This is a genomic window from Ectothiorhodospira sp. 9100 (assembly GCF_022227565.1).
Taxonomy (GTDB): Bacteria; Pseudomonadota; Gammaproteobacteria; order Ectothiorhodospirales; family Ectothiorhodospiraceae; genus Ectothiorhodospira; species Ectothiorhodospira marina.
The window spans coordinates 14,695-32,702 of record NZ_JAJNAN010000013.1; the positions used below are offsets into that span (position 1 = coordinate 14,695).

The window sequence follows — 18,008 nt, forward strand, 5'->3', positions numbered from 1 at the left end:
CACGGTCCCGTTGACGCTTCCAGACTCATTGCCCTCATGATCGCACCGCTTTCGGACTTGCCCCTGCCGCGGCGAATCGAGCAACACCCGCGTCTGGCGGCCCTGGTGGCCGCCCTGGCTGGGGTTTTGCTGGTGGCAGCCTTTGCCCCGTTCCAGGTGCGTGCTCTGAGCATTCTGGCGCCCGCCCTTCTGTTCATCCTCTGGGTCGGTGCCAGTCCGCGCCAGGCCGCCTGGCGCGGCTACGCCTTCGGGGTGGGGCTGTTCGGGGCGGGGGTTTATTGGGTGTATCACAGCCTGCACCTGTTCGGGGCGGCCATTGCGCCGCTAGCGGCGCTGATCACGGCGGGTTTCGTGCTGGTCCTGGCCCTGTTCCCGGCCCTCATGGGTTATCTGGTGGCCCGTCTACGCGCGCGGATGCCGGGGCCCTGGGCGCTCATCCTGCTCATGCCGGCCCTGTGGGTACTATTCGAATGGTGGCGTGGCTGGTTTCTCACCGGCTTCCCCTGGCTGTTGTTGGGCACGGCCCACCTGGATACCCCATTGGCCGGCTACATGCCGGTGGTGGGTGTGTTTGGCGTGAGCGCCCTGGTGGCAGTCATGGCCGGTTGTCTGGCCTGGGGACTGATTCGAGGGCAACGGGCCGCGTTGCGGGCGGGCGGGTTCATCCTGGCCCTGTGGCTGGGCGGTGCGCTGCTCTCCCAGGTGGAGTGGACACGTCCCGCTGGTGACCCTCTCACGGCCAGTCTGCTCCAGGGCAACGTGGCCCAGGAGGAGAAGTTGCTGCCGGAGCACCTGCCCCAGTCCATGGCCCTGTACGCACAACTCACGGAAGAGGCCTTTGGCAGTGACCTCATCGTGTGGCCCGAGACCGCCGTGCCCACCTTCCACCGTCGACTGGAGCCGGAATTCCTCGGCCCCCTGGCCCGGGCCGCCCGGGCCCAGGGCAGTGAGATGATCACCGGCATCTTCACCTACGAGCCGGACACCGGGAAGATGTACAACAGCATTGGCCGACTGGATGGGGCAGGGAAGGTGGCGTTCTATCACAAGCGCAAGCTGGTGCCCTTCGGTGAGTACCTGCCGCTGCGCGGCCTGCTCATGTGGCTGGACGACTTCATTGAACTGCCCATGGCGGATCTGTCCCGTGGGCACGGTGGGTGGACCCTGGAGGCGGCAGGCATCACCCTGGGGCCCTCCATCTGCTACGAAGACGCCTTTGGCTCCCAGGTCATACGCGCATTGCCCCAGGCTCAGTTGCTGGTGAATGTGACCAATGATGCCTGGTTCGGCGATTCCATCGCGCCCCATCAGCACCTGGAGATTGCCCGGGCGCGCAGCCTGGAGACGGGGCGCGACATGCTGCGAGCCACCAATACAGGCATCTCCGCGGTGATCGATCACCGCGGCCGGATCCGGGATCAGTCACCCCAGTTCGAGACCCACGTGCTCACCGCCGAGGCCCAGCCCCGGGATGGGTCCACTCCCTACGTCATCTGGGGCAATTGGCCGGTGATCCTGTGGGCTGTCATCGTGATAGGGGGCTTGCCGCTGCTGGCCCGGCGGTCGTTTCAGCCCCGCATGCGGTGATATTTCGTGCCTTGGCACTGTGGACAGGGGGGAATGCGCCCGCTCTCGGTGAAGTGCAATTCCTTACCGCACTGATCGCAACGGAGCACGCCTGGCCCGGCCACTTCACCGGTATGCCAGACACCCACCACCCGCGCCTGGGCCTCCAATTCCGCCAGTTCCACACGGGTGCGATCGGCAATGGAACCGAGCAGGTCCAGTAGTCGAGCCTCGATCAACTGCAGATCCATGCGGAACCAGGCTTGATAGTCTCGGCTGGACTCACCCAGGTAGTCGCCCATGTCATGCAGGTCACGGCGAAGGTAGTCGGCCACCTGGTGGGCCTCCTCACGGGTGACCTCTCCCAGTTCCACCGCGCGCTTGCGGGCATGCTGGATGGCCTGTTCCAGGCTGGGTGTGGCCCGCTCTTCGGTCGTTTCCACGGCATGCTTCACCCGCTCCAGCATGGTGTCGTAGGCGTGGGCCAGGGTGTCCTTGACCGGATGTTCTGATTTTTGATGCTCTTGTTCGGACATGATGTGCCCTCCTGGTGAAAATCGCTGATGCCGCCGTTTCTCAAAGCCTACCAACTCTTCACCTGGACAGCCATGCGCACCCATCAACCCAACGTGTGTCAGTTGTTCCTCCTCGGTGGGCGCTGGTATTCTTTTCGGTCTTTCCGCACGTCCCGGGTCCGTCCCATGCCGCACTGGGCATGCCCCGTTGCGTCCCGCGAACCCGTATCCAGATTCCAGCCGGTGTGACCATGCAAGAACTGTATCAACCCGAGACCGTCGAGACCGAAGCACAGGCCTGGTGGGCCGAGAAGGATTGCTTCCGCGCCCAGGAGGACCCCTCCCGGGAGACCTTCTACTGTCTGTCCATGTTTCCCTATCCCAGCGGACGGCTGCACATGGGGCATGTGCGCAATTACACCATCGGTGACGTGATCGCCCGCTATCAGCGCATGCAGGGTCGCAACGTCCTCCAACCCATGGGGTGGGACGCCTTTGGTCTCCCCGCCGAGAACGCGGCCATGAAGCATGGCGTGCCTCCGGCCCAGTGGACCTACGAGAACATCGACTACATGCGCGGTCAGTTGCAGCGGCTGGGATTTGCCTATGACTGGTCCCGGGAACTGGCCACCTGTACCCCGGGGTATTACCGCTGGGAGCAGTGGTTGTTTATCCGGTTGTTCAAGAAGGGCCTGGTCTACAAGAAGACCGCCGTGGTCAACTGGGACCCGGTGGATCAGACCGTGCTTGCCAATGAGCAGGTCATCGAAGGCTGCGGCTGGCGCTCGGGTGCCAAGGTGGAGCGCCGCGAGATCCCCCAGTGGTTCCTGCGCATCACCGACTATGCCGAAGAGTTGCTCAATGGACTGGATAATCTACACGGTTGGCCGGAACAGGTCCGCACCATGCAGCGTAACTGGATCGGCCGCTCCGAGGGCGTGGAAGTGGCGTTCCCGGTGGATGGGGGGGATCCCCTGAAGGTATACACCACCCGCCCCGATACCCTGATGGGGGTGACCTACATGGCCGTGGCCGCCGATCACCCGCTGGCACGACAGGCCGCCGAGACCCGCCCGGACGTGGCTGCCTTCATTGAGGCGTGCCGGCACAACAGCGTTTCCGAGGCGGATATGGCGACCCTGGAGAAGCGGGGTGTGGCCACCGGTATCGAGGCACGCCACCCCATGACCGGGGCGCGCGTGCCTGTCTGGGTGGCCAACTTCGTGCTGATGGAATACGGTACGGGTGCGGTCATGTCCGTGCCCGCCCATGATCAACGGGACTGGGAATTTGCCCGCGGGCACGGCCTGCCCATTCGCCAGGTGATCCGCCCCGCGGATGAGGCGACCTGCGTGGATCTGGAGCGGGGAGCCTTCACGGAGAAGGGCATCCTGATGGCTTCCGGGGAATTTGACGGGCTGGACTTCCCCCAGGCCTTCGAGGCCATCGCCGGTTACCTGGAGTCCAGGGGGCTGGGAACCCGTCAGGTGAACTACCGTCTGCGGGACTGGGGCGTCTCCCGTCAGCGTTACTGGGGTTGCCCCATCCCCATCATCAACTGTCCCAGTTGCGGTGCCGTGCCGGTGCCCGAATCCCGGTTGCCGGTGGTGCTGCCCGAGGATGTGGCATTCGATGGTTCAGGTTCGCCCATCAAGAAGATGCCTGAGTTCTACAAGACCACCTGCCCGGAGTGCGGCGGCGAGGCTGAGCGGGAAACGGATACTTTCGACACCTTCTTCGAGTCTTCCTGGTATTACGCTCGCTACACCTGCCCGGACAACGACGGCGCCATGATGGATGAGCGCGCCGGGCACTGGCTGCCCGTCGATCAGTATGTGGGGGGGATCGAGCATGCGGTGCTGCACCTGCTGTACGCCCGTTTCTTCCATAAATTGATGCGGGATGAGGGCTTGGTGCCGGGGGATGAGCCATTCACCAACCTGCTCACCCAGGGCATGGTGCTCAAGGATGGCGCCAAGATGTCCAAATCCAAGGGCAATACCGTGGATCCCCAGGATCTGATCCAGCGCTACGGTGCCGACACCGTGCGCCTGTTCATGATGTTTGCCGCGCCGCCGGAGCTGTCTCTGGAATGGTCGGACTCCGGTGTGGATGGCGCCTTCCGCTTCATCAAGCGGCTGTGGAAGCAGGTGCATGATCATGTCAGCCAGGGCCCGGCCCCGACTCTGGAGCCTGCCGGCCTCAATGACGCCCAGGCGGGGCTGCGCCGTAAGCTGCATCAGACCATCGCCAAGGTGAGCGACGACGTGGGGCGTCGCTACACCTTCAATACCGCTATTGCTGCCTGTATGGAATTGATGAACGACCTGGGGCGGCTGGAAGGGGCAACGGAGGAGGATCGTGCCCTGACCCAGGAGGTGCTGGAGTCCGTGGTGCTCATGCTCTCGCCCATCATTCCCCATGTCACCCATCGCCTCTGGCGGGAACTGGGTCATGATCAGGCCGTGGTGGATTGCGCCTGGCCGCGCGTGGATGAATCCGCCTTGCAGAGCGATACTCAGGAGTTGGTGGTGCAGGTCAATGGCAAGCTGCGCAGCCACATTCGTGTGCCCACCGGGGCTGAGCGGGGCGCCATCGAGCAGATGGCCCTGGCCGATGAGAATGTGCAGCGCCACACCGAGGGCAAGTCCGTGGCCAAGGTGATCGTGGTGCCCGGCAAGCTGGTCAACGTGGTGGCCAAGTGATCCGTATGGCTCCTTGGGGTGGATGGGTGCGTGTGGTTGTCCGAGGCGGTCGGAGACTGTCCTGGCTCGGGGTGGGGTTGCTGTGCTTGAGCCTGGTGGCTTGTGGATTCCAGTTGCGCGGGGCGGGTGAGCTTCCACCGGAGATGGCGCGTACGGCCATTACCGGCATTGGCGAGAGAGATGCCCTGACACAGGAGCTGCGTCGGTCTTTGCGGGCCAATGGTGTTGAGGTGGTGGAACGGGAAGAGGCCGATGCCCTGTTACGCATCACCCGCATGGACACCGGACGTCGCACGCTATCCGTGGGCGGAGATGCACGGGTGAGTGAATACGAGGTTTATCTCACCCTTGCCTTCCAGGTGGACGGCAAGGGTTCGGAATTCGAGATCGCCAATCAGACCCTGACCCTCACCCGGGATTATCTCTTCGATCCTGCCGGGGTGCTGGGTCGTTCCGAACAGGAACGGGTGCTGCAGGAATCCATGCGCCGGGACGCGGTGCAACTCATCCTGCTGCGCCTGCAAAGCGCCGCCCGCTAAAGGTCGCGCCCCGTGCAGCTTCGTCCCGAACAGCTGGAGTCCCATCTGGAAAAGACCCTGGCGCCCGTCTATCTGCTCTCCGGGGAGGAGCCGCTGCAGTTGATGGAGGCAGCGGATGCGGTGCGCGCCGCCGCCCGGTCGAAGGGCGTGGAGGATCGCGAGGTCTTCAACGTGGACAAGGGATTTGACTGGGAGCAACTCTCTGTCGCCGCCGAGAGCCTGTCCCTGTTCGCCCGACAACGCCTGCTGGAGTTGCGCCTGCCCACGGGCAAGCCCGGCCCCCAGGGCAGCAAGGTGCTGCAGGCCTATGCCCGACGCCCCGCCGAGGACACGGTTCTGCTGATCGAGGCCGGTCGCTTGGATGCCAATGACCGCAAGACCGCCTGGTGCAAGGCCCTGGAATCGGTGGGCGTGCTGGTGCAGGTGTGGCCACTGGACCTGCCCGGCACCCAGGCCTGGATGCAGCGGCGCATGCGCCGACATGGCCTGCAGCCGACCGCCGAGGCGGTGCGTCTGCTGGCCGAACGGGTTGAGGGCAATCTGCTGGCCGCTGCCCAGGAGATCGATAAGCTGGTGCTGCTCAGTGGCCCGGGCCCGGTGGATGCGGATGGGGTGCTGAGCGCCGTGGCCGACAGTGCCCGCTTTGGCGTCTTCGATCTGGTGGACGCGGCCCTGGCCGGTGAGACGGCCAGGGCCGTGCGCGTGCTCCAGGGGCTGAGAGATGAGGGCATCGAGGACGTGCTGGTGCTCTGGGCCCTGGCCCGGGAGATCCGCGCCCTGCATCGCATGGCCGAGCAGGTGGAGGCCGGCAAGTCAGTCCAGCAGGTTCTGGCCGGTGTACGTCCCCAGCGTCGTCAGCCCGTGGTGCGTCAGGCCCTGCGCCGCCAGGGTGCCCACGGTCTTGGGCGATTGCTATCTGGCTGTGCCCGGGTGGATCGGGCCATCAAGGGCCGTCATCCGGGCAACCCGTGGGATGAATTGTTAGACTTGACCCTGAACCTGGCCGGGACCCATGTGGTGCCTGACCTTTCTCCACCGACAGGAACGCCGTAGTGTCCGATACAGCGAACGATGATATCCAGACGATGATGCGGGACATGGGCCATCAGGCTCGTGCTGCCTCCCGTGACCTGGCGCGGGCTGAATCCGGGGCCAAGAACGCCGCGCTCACAGCCATGGCGGCGCTGATCGAGCAGCGTGCCGATCAACTCATGGTCGAGAACCGCAAGGATCTGGAGGCCGGCGAGCATCACGGTCTGGATGCGGCCATGCTCGATCGACTGGCCTTCACCCCGGAGCGGCTGGGTGTGATGGCGGAAGGCCTGCGTCAGATCGCCGCACTGCCGGATCCGGTGGGGGCCATCAGTGATCTGAATTATCGTCCCAGCGGGATCCAGGTCGGACGCATGCGGGTGCCCCTGGGGGTGATCGGCATCATCTTCGAATCCCGGCCCAACGTCACCGTGGATGCCGCCGGTCTGTGTCTCAAGTCGGGCAATGCGGCCATCTTGAGAGGCGGTTCCGAGGCCATCCATTCCAACCAGGCCCTGGCGGGCTGCATCCGGGATGGCTTGGACGCCGCCGGTCTTCCGGCCAACGCGGTGCAGGTGGTGGCCACCACCGACCGGGCGGCCGTCGGCGCTCTGCTGCGCCTGAAGGACCATGTGGACGTGATCGTTCCCCGGGGGGGCAAGGGTCTGATCGCTCGGGTGAGTGAGGATTCCCTGATCCCGGTGATCAAGCACCTGGACGGGATCTGTCACGTCTATATCGATGACCATGCCCAGCTGGACAAGGCCACCCGGGTGACCGTGAACGCCAAGACCCAGCGCTATGGCACCTGCAATACCCTGGAAACCCTGCTGGTGGCCGAGGGTATTGCCCCTCGCGCCCTCAAGGCCCTCAAACCGTTGTTCGACGAGAAGGGTGTGGAACTGCGTGGTTGCCCGCGGACCCGGGCCTTTCTGTCGGACATCGCCGAGGCCTCGGAGGCTGACTGGGATACCGAATACCTGGCCCCGGTACTGGCCATCCGGGTGGTGGCGGGCCTGGATGAGGCCATCGAACACATCAACACCCATGGCTCCCAGCACACCGACAGCATCATCACCGAGGATTACACCCGGGCGCGACGCTTCCTGCGCGAGGTGGATTCCAGTTCCGTGATGGTCAATACCTCCACCCGCTTCGCCGATGGTTTTGAATATGGATTGGGCGCGGAGATTGGCATCAGCACCGACAAATTGCATGCGCGCGGACCGGTGGGCCTTGAGGGGCTCACCACCCTCAAGTTCATCGTCCTGGGCGATGGCCATGTGCGTGGCTGATTCCGGTCGGACGATGCGGCCGTTGAGCTCATGATCGGTATCCTGGGCGGCACCTTCGATCCCATTCACTTCGGCCACCTGCGCCCGGCCCTGGAGGTGAAGGAACACCTGGGCATGGATGAGGTGCGCTTCATCCCCTGCGGGTTGCCGCCGCACCGGCGCCAGCCCGCCGTGTCAGTCACGCATCGCGCGGCCATGGTGGAACTCGCCGTGCAGGGGCAACCGGGGTTTGTCATGGACCCCCGGGAATTGCAGCGGGAGGGCCCCTCCTACAGCGTGGACACCCTGGAGAGTCTGCGGGCGGAACTGGGGCAGGCGGTGCCCCTGTGCCTGATGCTGGGAATGGACGCCTTTGCCGGTTTGTCTTCCTGGCATCGCTGGCAGGAGATCACCCGGCTCGCTCATGTGGTGGTGTCCCACCGTCCCGGAAGCCCTGCGTCCCATGACCTGGGTGACTGGATGGAAGATCATTGCACTCAGGATCCCCAGGACCTGCGCCGAACACCGGCAGGGCGCGTGTTCTTCCTGCCGGTCACCCAGCTGGACATCTCCGCCACCGCCATCCGTCGGCTTACCGCCCGGGGTTGCAGCCCCCTCTACCTGACCCCCAGGGTGGTGGTGGATTACATTGCCGACCAGGGCCTCTATGGCCCTGCGGCCATCCGTTAAACAAGAGACTCAAGATGCAGACAGAAACCCTGACGCAAATCGTCACCCATGCCCTGGAAGACATGAAGGCCCAGGACCTCAAGGTGATCGACGTGCGCGGTAAGACCTCCATCACCGATACCATGGTCATTGCCACCGGGAGTTCCAATCGCCATGTGAAGTCCCTGGCCGAGAATGTCCTGCGCAAGACCAAGGAGGCCGGCGTCATGCCGCTGGGCTCGGAAGGCGAGCAGGATGCCGAATGGGTGCTCGTGGACCTGAACGACGTTGTGGTGCATGTCATGCTTCCTCAGGTACGTGATTTCTACAACCTGGAAAAGCTCTGGCTCACTGACGAGCAGGCCCGGCCCGAGGTCGACGAGGACTCCCCCGAGGCGGCCATCCGGCGCCTGCGCCGCTAGGTCGTGCGCATTCACCTGCTGGCCATTGGCCACCGCATGCCCGGGTGGGTGAACGAGGCCTACCGGACCTACGCCCAGCGCCTGCCCGCCGAATGCCGCCTGGAACTGCGCGAGATCGCCGCGCCGCGCCGGGGGCGCAACGTGCCCGTGGAGCGCCTGCGGGAGCAGGAGGGCGAGTCCCTGCTGGCCGCCGTGCCCCGGGACGCCTGGGTGGTGGCCCTGGATGAACACGGTCGTGGCCTGGAGACCGCTGCCCTCTCGAGCCGGCTGGATGACTGGATGCAGTCGGGCCGGGATGTCTGTCTGTTGGTGGGGGGCGCCGACGGCCTTTCGCCCGCCTGTCGGGCACGGGCTGATTTAACCTGGTCGCTTTCCCCGCTGACCTTTCCACACCCGCTGGTACGGGTGATCCTGGCCGAACAGATCTACCGGGCCTGGTCGCTATTGCGCGGGCACCCCTATCACCGCGAATGAGTCGTCTCCAGCCATGCTGATCCTTGCCTCCGCCTCGCCCCGTCGTCGTGAACTGCTGGACCAGATCGGGGTCTGCCATGAGGTGCGCCCCGTGGATGTGGATGAAACCCCTCACCCGGGTGAGGCCCCTGACGACTTTGCCCGGCGCATGGCCCGGGCCAAGGCCCTGGCGGGAGCGCGGATCGCCGATGGACGCCCGGTGCTGGGAGCCGATACGGTGGTCAGCATCGACGGTGATATCCTCGGTAAGCCCCGGGACCGGGAGCATGCCCTGGCCATGCTGGATCGTCTCTCCGGGCGGACCCACACGGTATATTCCGCCGTGGCCCTGATCCAGGAAGGGCAGGTCCGGGATGCTCTGAGTGTGACCTGTGTGCGCTTCAAGGCCCTGTCGGCGCGCGAGCGGGAGACCTACTGGGCCAGTGGCGAACCGGTGGACAAGGCCGGGGCCTATGGCATCCAGGGCCAGGGCGCCCTGTTCGTGGAACACATCGAGGGCAGTTACAGTGGCGTGGTGGGCCTGCCGCTGTTCGAGACCGGGGCCTTGCTGTCCGGGGACTGAATCCCTCGGCATCCTGTATTGTGTAGCGGGGTCTGCCCGCCCGGGCGCCCAGACATCCAGAACCAAGGCACCGAAGAATGATGGGCACGGAAATTCTCATGAATGTCACACCCCAGGAGACCCGCGTGGCCCTGGTGGAAAATGGCGTGTTGATGGAGCTGAACATGGAGCGCGCCCGCCGGCGCGGTCTGGTGGGCAATATCTACAAGGGCCGGGTGAGTCGTGTCCTGCCGGGGATGGACGCCGCCTTCGTGGATATCGGTCTGGAACGCGCCGCCTTTCTGCATGCCTCGGACGTGGCGCCGGTGGAGCGCGAGGAACTGCCTCGCGAGGAGACCGAGCGCAGCGAGCCCATCCAACGGCTGCTGCGCGAAGGGCAGGACATCCTGGTGCAGGTGATCAAGGATCCCCTGGGTTCGAAAGGGGCACGTCTGACCACGTACATCACCGTGCCGTCCCGCTATCTGGTGCTGATGCCCGGCAATACCACGATCGGTATTTCCACCCGTATCGAGGCGGATGCCGAGCGCGCGCGGCTCAAGACCACCCTGGAGGCCCTGCAGGCAGAGGTACAGACCTCCTACGGCTTCATCGTGCGCACCGCTGCCGAGGCCGCTGCCGTGGAGGCGCTGAAAAACGATGTGATCTTCCTGGAAAAGCTCTGGCAGACCATCCAGCAATCCGCCCGGGCGGCCAAGGCCGGCTCCGAGGTCTATGCAGACCTGCCCCTCACCTTGCGCATCCTCCGGGACATGGTGGGTGTGGATCTGGAGAAGATTCGCATCGACTCCCGGGAGACCGTGCAGCGAGTGAGCGACTTCGCCCGGGAATATGTGCCCGAACTGGTGGACCGTATCGAGCACTACCCCGGAGAACGCCCCATCTTTGATCTCTACAACGTGGAAGGGGAGATCCAGAAGGCCCTGGAGCGCAAGGTGGAACTGAAATCCGGGGGCTATCTGATCTTCGATCAGACCGAGGCCATGACCACCATCGACATCAATACCGGCGCCTTCGTGGGTCATCGCAACCTGGAGGAGACCATCTTCAAGACGAATCTGGAGGCGGCCCACGCCATCGCCCGGCAACTGCGGCTGCGCAACCTGGGGGGCATCATCATTGTCGATTTTATCGACATGACTCAGGACGAGCATAAGCGCCAGGTGCTGCGCTCCCTGGAAAAGGCCATGGAAAAGGATTACGCCAAGAGCCAGATCTGTGACGTCTCTCCCCTGGGCCTGGTGGAGATGACCCGCAAGCGTACCCGCGAGAGTCTGGAACACCAACTGTGTGAATCCTGTCCCACCTGTAGCGGTCGGGGTTACGTGAAGTCCGCCGAGACCGTCTGCTACGAGATGTTTCGCGAGATCCTGCGCGAGGCACGACAGTTCGATGCCCGCGAGTTGCTGGTGCTGGCCTCTCAGGCAGTGGTGGATCTGCTGCTGGACGAGGAATCCGCCAGCGTGGCGCAGTTGCAGGAATTCATCGGCATCCCCATCCGTTTCCAGGTGGAGAGCCTGTACACCCAAGAGCAGTTCGATGTGGTTCTGCTTTGACCGGGGCCACGACATGACCCTCTAGCCCCGAGGCAGATCACTTGTCCGCCAGGATTCTCGAGTTCTCCATCCGGGTTGCCGTCGTCACTGTCGTTCTGCTGGCTGCGTTGACCCTGGCCCTGCGGCTGATGGTTCCCCGCCTGCCGGGGCTGGAAGCGCGCCTGGAAGCGGAACTCTCCGAACTGGCGGGCCACCCGGTGACCGTGGGCGAACTGGACATCCGCTGGCGCCTGGTCTCTGCCCGGGTCAGCCTGGTCGATGTGCGCATCCAGGCCCCTGAACAGCCCGCGGCACTGCTGGAAGTGGGCGGCCTGCAACTGGATGTGAACCCATTCGCCAGCCTGTGGCGGGGCGAACCCGCCTTCGGTCGGGTGCGGGTGCGGGATGCCGATGTGCATGTGCTGCGGGATGCCTCCGGCCGTGTCCGGGTCCAGGGGGCCGCCCCCGCCGATGAGGCCACGCCGTCGGCGGCACCCACTGATCTCACCGAACTCCTGGCCGGGCGCCGTTTCAACCTCGTCGACAGTCGCCTGCGCTGGGAAGATCGCACCCTGGGGATCGATTACCAGTTTGATGACCTGAACCTGGCCGTGGCCCTGGAGGCCAATCGGCTGCGGCTGGCGGGCGATGTCTTCCTGCCTGCCCAGTTGGGGCATGCCCTGCGCGTGGGCATGGACCTGCGCCTGTCCGAGAAGCGGGATCAATGGCGCGGGCGGGCCTACCTTCAGGCCCAGGATCTGCAGGTTCAGGGCCTGCCCAGAGAGGCGAGCCAGCGCCTGGGGCTGGCGTCGGGCCGTATGGGTACCCGGCTGTGGCTCACCTGGGACCGGGGCCGGGTGGAGCAGGTTCATGTGGAACTGGAAGGACGTGAACTTGAACTGGCGGTCGGGGAGGGCAGCGAAGGGGTGCCCGCCGGCCTGGAGCATGTGGCCGGACGCCTGCTGTGGGAACGGGAGCAGACCGGCTGGCGCTTGCGGGGCAGCGATGTTCAGCTAGAGCGCCAGGGGCTGAGTTGGCCGGAGGGCGGGTTCGAGCTGCGCTATCGGAAGGAGGATGGGGGCCGCCAACTGCAGGGTCATATCGACTATCTGCGTCTGGATGATATCGCGCCCTTGTGGGCGCACCAGCGGGTTCTGGAGCATGCCTGGCAGGACGCCGTGTCCGCTCTGGCTCCCAGGGGCACGGTGCATCAGGTGACCCTCAACCTGCAGCTGCCCACCGATGCCCCACCAAACCTGCATGCAGATGGGCATTTCCGGGGGGTGGGCCTCTCTCCCCATGGTGCTGTGCCCGGGCTGCGTGGGCTGGAGGGTGGCTTTGCCTTCACGGGTGAGGAGGGTGAACTGTGGGTGGACAGCCCGGGGTTGGAACTGACCCTGCCGGATCTGTTTGACCATCCCCTGTGGGCGGATACTGCTCAAGGCACGATCCACTGGCAACAGGGGCCCGAGGGCCTGGTGCTGGGCACGCAGGATCTGCTCCTGGCCAACGAGGATATCCAGACCCGGGCCAGGGGCCAGGTGACCCTGGGCCAGGCGCCGGGCATGGACCTGGCTTTGGCATTCAGCGAGGATAACGGTGCCCGCCTGGCACATTATCTGCCGCGGGGCATCCTGCCCGGGGATGTGGACAACTGGGTGAGCCGGGCCGTGGTGGAGGGGCGTGTGGTCTCCGGCAGCCTGCTGTTTCGTGGTCCCTTTGCCGCCTTTCCCTTCCGGGATCAGGAGGGGCGGTTCCTGGTGCGGGCACGCCTTGAGGACGGCATCCTGAATTACCAGGAGGGCTGGCCACGGTTCGAGGACTTCTCCGGCGAGCTGATCTTTGACAATCAAGGCATGGAGGCGCGCGCTGTTCGGGGGCGTCTGTCCAATGCGCGTGTCACCAATGCCCGGGTGCGGATCGAAGACCTTCGCAGCCCGCGCCTCGACATCGAGGGTGGGCTCCAGGGGCGGCTCGTGGATTATCTTCGCTACGTCTCGACAAGCCCGCTGGGCAAGGGTCTGGAAACCTGGCTTGCCCAGCTGCAGGTCGAGGGCGAGGGGCAACTGGACCTGCAGCTGGACATTCCCCTGCAGGGGCGAGATGCCATGGAGCGTCCCGATCAAGTGGAGGGTGTGTTCACCCTCCAGGGCAACCGCCTGGCCCTGGAGGGGCGCGACCTGGCCCTGGAGTCCATCCGGGGGCAGGTGGATTTCACGGAACGGACCGTGCAGGCCCAGGATCTCTCGGCCCGATTCAATGATGTCCTTGTGACCCTGAGGCTGGATCGCTTCGCCAATGGTGAACTGCAGGCCGAGGCCGAAGGAATGCAGTCGATTCGTGCCCTGCTTGGCGAGGCCCTTCCCCAGGCAGTGGTCTCCCGGCTGGAAGGGGCCTCCCTCTGGCGGGCCCACCTGCACATCCCCCCGGAGAGCCTGCCCAGCCTGCGTTTGGCCTCCGACCTGGTGGGGGTGGCCTCAAGCCTGCCAGCGCCCTTTGACAAGCCCCGTTCATCCAGCCGCCCCCTGGAAGTGGAGATTCCCCTGGGAGCCGCCGGCCGTCCCCTCCGGGCATACCTTGACGGGGGGATCCAGGCCGTTGTCTCCCTGGTTGATGAGTCAGGGGTTGATGAGTCCGGCGCGATGACGGGCGAGTTGCGTATGGGCCGTGGGGCGGCCCTGTTGCCGAGTGAGGGGTTTCGGGTGGTGGGTCGGCTGGACCAGGTGGATGTGGACGACTGGTGGACGCTGGTCTCTGACCTGGAGGCGGCCACTCTGGATGGTGCGGGGGGGGCGCTCAAGGAAGTGGATCTGCACCTGGGAACGGTCAGCCTGGCCGGTGGTCGCCAGACCCGGGATGTGGATCTCCATGCCCGACGGAACGCCGGTCACTGGGATCTGCAACTGGCCTCACCGCTGGTGCTGGGCCAGGTGCTGATCCCGGTGACACCCGATGATGGAACACCCCTGGTCATGGAACTGGACCTGCTGGATCTGGATCAACTCAGTCCCGGTGATACGGGGCAAGGGCCACGGGCCCCGATGGACCCACGTCGATTGCCGCCGCTGGACGTGAGCCTGGGCACCGTGGCCCTTGAGGGGCGACGCTTTGGCCCGGTGAGGCTGGTGACCGAACCCACCCGCGACGGGCTGCTGATCCGGGAGGGCCGGGCGGTTACGGCGGGGGATCAGTTGCGGGGCCGGATGCAGGGCCATTGGACTGTGGATGAAGCGGGTCAGCATCACACCCGGCTGGAGCTCAGACTGGACAGTGACGATCTGGGCCGTGGCCTCACCGATCTGGGTTTCAATCATGCCTTCAGTGGCGGACGGGCGCGGGTAGAAGCCATCCTGGAGTGGCCCGAGGCCCCTGATCGCTTTGATCTGGCTGCGCTGGAGGGCGCGGGTGATCTGCGGGTAAGGGATGGCCGCCTCATTGAACTGGAACCTGGCGCGGGACGCCTGCTGGGCCTGTTCAGTCTCAACTTGCTGCCACGGCGCCTGGCTCTCGACTTCCGTGATTTTTTCCAGCGGGGCTTTGTCTTCGATGAGCTCGTCGGTAGCTTCCGGCTGTCCGGGGGCAATGTACATACTCCGGATCTGCGCATCGAGGGCCCCGCTGCCCGCATCCGTATCCAGGGACGTACCGGGTTGGTGGATCGGGATTATGACCAGACCATCGTGGTCACCCCCAGTGTACGCGGTGCCCTGCCTCTGGCGGGGGCCCTGCTGGGTGGGCCAGTGGCGGGCCTGGCGGTATTCGTCTTTGATCGGGTGGCGGGCGTGGGTGAGCACATCGACGAGGCCTCCCGGGTGGAATACCGCGTGACCGGCCCCTGGTCCAGCCCTCTTGTGGAGGGCGTGGCGCGGGGTGGGGAGTAGGTGGCTGTTCGTCAATTTCATCTGAGTATTGCTATAGTACCGTCATGTTGCCGAACCTCTGCAGGGCGCTGATCCCGTACCTCCTGGCCGCGCCCATGCTGGCCATGGCCGGCGAGCCCGTTTACTCCATGAGTGCCGATACCTGGTCCCGTCCCCGCGATGCGGGATCCCTGGTGTCCGAGCCCGCGCTGCGCAGCATCCTGTCCCGCTACGAGTCCAGTCGTGGCGGTCACATCGTGCTGCGTCATCCTGCGGGTGAGCAGGGGCATCTCTGGGTGGCGGAACTGCAGGACTGGCTGGTGGCCCTGGGCGTGCCCTCCGAGCACATCCAGCAGGCCCCCACGGATGATCTGGACGCACACATCGAACTCACCCTCAATCCATCACCCTGAACACCCAAGGGACTCAACGTGACGATTGCCGCCGCCATTCAAATGGCCTCGGGTACCAACCTGACCGCCAATCTGCAGGAAACGCGACGCCTGATCACCGTGGCTGCCCAGTCAGGGGCCGGCCTGGTGGTGCTACCGGAGAATTTTGCCCTGATGGGCATGAACGAGATCGACAAGGTGGAGGTTCGCGAGGCGGAAGGTCAGGGCCCCATCCAGGACTTTCTGGCCGAGCAGGCCCGTCAGCATGGTATTTGGCTGGTGGGGGGCACCGTGCCCCTGAAGTGCCCCGACCCGGGGAAGATTTACGCCAGTTGCCTTGTGTATGACGATCAGGGGCAACGGGTCGGTCGTTACGATAAGATCCACCTGTTCGATGTGCGTCTGCCGGACAACGAGGAACACTACGAGGAATCCGACACCATCGCCAGTGGTGATCAGGTGGTGGTGGTGGAGACGCCTTTCGGGGTGCTCGGCCTTGCGGTGTGCTACGACCTGCGCTTTCCGGAGCTCTTTCGCGGGCTGCTGGACCGGGGCGCCGAGATCATTGCCCTGCCAGCGGCCTTCACTGCCGTGACGGGGCGTGCCCACTGGGAGCCTCTGGTGCGGGCCCGTGCCATCGAGAACCAGGTCTACGTGGTGGCCGCCGCCCAGGGGGGATACCACGTGAACGGTCGCGAGACCCACGGCGACAGCATGGTGGTGGATCCCTGGGGCAATGTGCTGGACCGCCTGCCCCGGGGATCCGGTGTGGTGTGTGGCCGGCTGGATCCGGAACGCCAGAAGGTCATCCGCCGCAGCTTCCCCTCGGTCTATCATCGGCGCTTGTCCTGCGACCTGACCTGAGATTGGCCGAAGGCCCGGCGGGCATAAAAACCCCAGGGCCTTCGGGCTTGAATTACGGACTCAGCCCCCCAACACTGGCTCCATGCCCGGCACCGTGCCCGGGATGTGTTGTCAGCGATCCCAAACCCGGAAGGCCCCTTACATGACCCAGACACTGGAAACCGCACGTCAGCATCTGCTTGATCCCTCCGGCCTGACCGATTCGGATCTGGACCGGGTGCTGGGCACCCTGGCCGGTCCCGGGCTGGATGGCGGCGATCTGTACTTTCAACTGGCCCGGCACGAGTCCTGGGTGCTGGAAGACGGCATCGTCAAGGAGGGGGGGTACAACATTGAGCAGGGCGTGGGGGTGCGTGCCCTCATTGGCGACAAGACCGGGTTTGCCTACACCGATGAGATCGCGCCGACCTCGCTGATGGAGGCGGCCATGACCGCCCGGGCCATCGGGCGTGACCATCAAGATGGCAGCGTACCGGTGCGACGTGCCGCGCCGGCGCATCGTCTGTACCTGCCGGTGGACCCTCTGGGCACCCTGGACGAGCAGGCCAAGATCGAACTGCTTCAGGCTCTGGATGCCGAGGCCCGCGGACAGGATCCGCGCATCAGTCAGGTGGTGGTCAGCCTCGCCGGCGTCCACGAGATGGTCATGGTGCTCAATACCGAAGGCACCCTGGCAGCCGACATCCGGCCCCTGGTGCGCATGAATGTGCATGTGATTGCCGAGGATCGGGAAGGGCGCCGTGAACAGGGCTCCAGCGGGGGCGGGGGTCGCACCGGCTATGGCTTCTTCCTGGAAAAGGAACGTGGCCTGGGCTACGCCCGCGAGGCCGCCCGTCAGGCCCTGCTGAACCTGGACGCGGTGGATGCCCCCGCTGGGACCATGACGGTGGTGCTGGGCTCGGGCTGGCCTGGTGTGCTGCTGCACGAGGCCATCGGCCACGGCCTGGAGGGTGACTTCAACCGCAAGGGGACCTCGGCCTTCAGCGGACGCATGGGGCAACGGGTGGCCGCCCCCGGGGTGACGGTCGTGGACGATGGCACTCTGGAGGGACGTCGCGGATCGTTGAACGTGGATGATGAGGGCACGCCCACCCAGTCCACCACGCTGATCGAGGATGGTGTCCTCAAGTGTTTCATGCAGGATCGCCTGAATGCCCGTCTCATGGGACTTGCGCCCACGGGCAACGGGCGCCGTGAGTCCTACGCTCACCTGCCCATGCCGCGCATGACCAACACCTATATGCTGGCCGGACCCCACGATCCGGGAGAGATCATCGCCTCCGTGGACAAGGGGCTGTATGCCGTCAACTTTGGTGGCGGGCAGGTGGACATCACTTCCGGCAAGTTCGTGTTCTCCGCCTCGGAGGCTTATCTTATCGAGGGTGGCAAGGTGACCCGGCCGGTGAAAGGTGCCACCCTGATCGGTAATGGTCCCGATGTACTCACCCGGGTGTCCATGGTGGGCAATGATCTGGATCTGGACACCGGCGTGGGTACCTGCGGCAAGGAGGGCCAAAGCGTCCCGGTGGGGGTGGGTCAGCCCACCTTGCGGGTGGACGGCCTCACGGTGGGTGGCACCAGCCACTGATCGTTCATTTC

15 protein-coding genes are annotated in these 18,008 nt (G+C 65.2%); 14 read left to right on the forward strand and 1 reads right to left on the reverse strand.

What is annotated here, in order from left to right; all coding sequences use genetic code 11:
* The first annotated feature begins 36 nt into the window (after positions 1–36).
* Positions 37–1,587, forward strand: coding sequence for an apolipoprotein N-acyltransferase (gene lnt / locus LPW29_RS05990; protein WP_238627270.1), 1,551 nt, complete (start codon positions 37–39; stop codon positions 1,585–1,587).
* Here the strand turns inward: lnt and LPW29_RS05995 are convergent.
* Positions 1,569–2,102: a zinc ribbon-containing protein gene (locus LPW29_RS05995; RefSeq protein WP_090252926.1), complete on the reverse strand. Its 534-nt coding sequence runs from the start codon at positions 2,100–2,102 to the stop codon at positions 1,569–1,571. The genes lnt and LPW29_RS05995 overlap by 19 nt on opposite strands.
* Positions 2,103–2,332: 230 nt before the next feature.
* Here LPW29_RS05995 and leuS point away from each other — a divergent pair, with 230 nt between their 5' ends.
* The 13 genes from leuS (at position 2,333) to tldD (ending at position 17,997) form a co-directional block, all read left to right on the forward strand.
* Positions 2,333–4,786: a leucine--tRNA ligase gene (gene leuS, locus LPW29_RS06000; RefSeq protein WP_238627271.1), complete on the forward strand. Its 2,454-nt coding sequence runs from the start codon at positions 2,333–2,335 to the stop codon at positions 4,784–4,786.
* Between the two features lie 95 nt (positions 4,787–4,881).
* A complete protein-coding gene (locus LPW29_RS06005) occupies positions 4,882–5,325 on the forward strand; it encodes an LPS-assembly lipoprotein LptE (RefSeq protein WP_238627304.1) in 444 nt (147 codons plus the stop codon).
* 12 nt (positions 5,326–5,337) lie between these two features.
* Entirely contained in the window at positions 5,338–6,378 is a 1,041-nt protein-coding gene (holA, locus tag LPW29_RS06010; RefSeq protein ID WP_238627272.1) for a DNA polymerase III subunit delta, read from the forward strand.
* Positions 6,378–7,652: a glutamate-5-semialdehyde dehydrogenase gene (locus LPW29_RS06015; protein ID WP_238627273.1), complete on the forward strand. Its 1,275-nt coding sequence runs from the start codon at positions 6,378–6,380 to the stop codon at positions 7,650–7,652. Before holA ends, LPW29_RS06015 begins: the two co-directional genes overlap by 1 nt.
* A gap of 30 nt (positions 7,653–7,682) precedes the next feature.
* Positions 7,683–8,321, forward strand: coding sequence for a nicotinate-nucleotide adenylyltransferase (gene nadD / locus LPW29_RS06020; protein ID WP_238627274.1), 639 nt, complete (start codon positions 7,683–7,685; stop codon positions 8,319–8,321).
* 14 nt (positions 8,322–8,335) lie between these two features.
* Positions 8,336–8,722 (forward strand): ribosome silencing factor, encoded by a 387-nt coding sequence (gene rsfS / locus LPW29_RS06025; protein WP_090252934.1) that lies wholly within the window; start codon positions 8,336–8,338, stop codon positions 8,720–8,722.
* A 3-nt stretch (positions 8,723–8,725) separates the two neighbouring features.
* A complete protein-coding gene (gene rlmH, locus LPW29_RS06030) occupies positions 8,726–9,196 on the forward strand; it encodes a 23S rRNA (pseudouridine(1915)-N(3))-methyltransferase RlmH (RefSeq protein WP_238627275.1) in 471 nt (156 codons plus the stop codon).
* Between the two features lie 13 nt (positions 9,197–9,209).
* A complete protein-coding gene (locus tag LPW29_RS06035) occupies positions 9,210–9,758 on the forward strand; it encodes a Maf family protein (RefSeq protein ID WP_238627276.1) in 549 nt (182 codons plus the stop codon).
* A 77-nt stretch (positions 9,759–9,835) separates the two neighbouring features.
* A complete protein-coding gene (gene rng, locus LPW29_RS06040) occupies positions 9,836–11,314 on the forward strand; it encodes a ribonuclease G (protein ID WP_238627277.1) in 1,479 nt (492 codons plus the stop codon).
* A gap of 41 nt (positions 11,315–11,355) precedes the next feature.
* Positions 11,356–15,174: a YhdP family protein gene (locus tag LPW29_RS06045; protein ID WP_238627278.1), complete on the forward strand. Its 3,819-nt coding sequence runs from the start codon at positions 11,356–11,358 to the stop codon at positions 15,172–15,174.
* Positions 15,175–15,218: 44 nt separating this feature from the next.
* The gene (locus LPW29_RS06050; protein ID WP_238627279.1) at positions 15,219–15,566 is read left to right on the forward strand and encodes a hypothetical protein; all 348 of its coding nucleotides are present in this window, start codon (positions 15,219–15,221) and stop codon (positions 15,564–15,566) included.
* 18 nt (positions 15,567–15,584) lie between these two features.
* Positions 15,585–16,409, forward strand: a complete 825-nt coding sequence (locus LPW29_RS06055; protein WP_338018679.1) for a carbon-nitrogen hydrolase family protein — start codon at positions 15,585–15,587, stop codon at positions 16,407–16,409.
* Between the two features lie 142 nt (positions 16,410–16,551).
* On the forward strand, positions 16,552–17,997 hold the full coding sequence (gene tldD, locus LPW29_RS06060) for a metalloprotease TldD (RefSeq protein ID WP_238627280.1): 1,446 nt from the start codon (positions 16,552–16,554) through the stop codon (positions 17,995–17,997).
* Positions 17,998–18,008 lie beyond the last annotated feature (11 nt).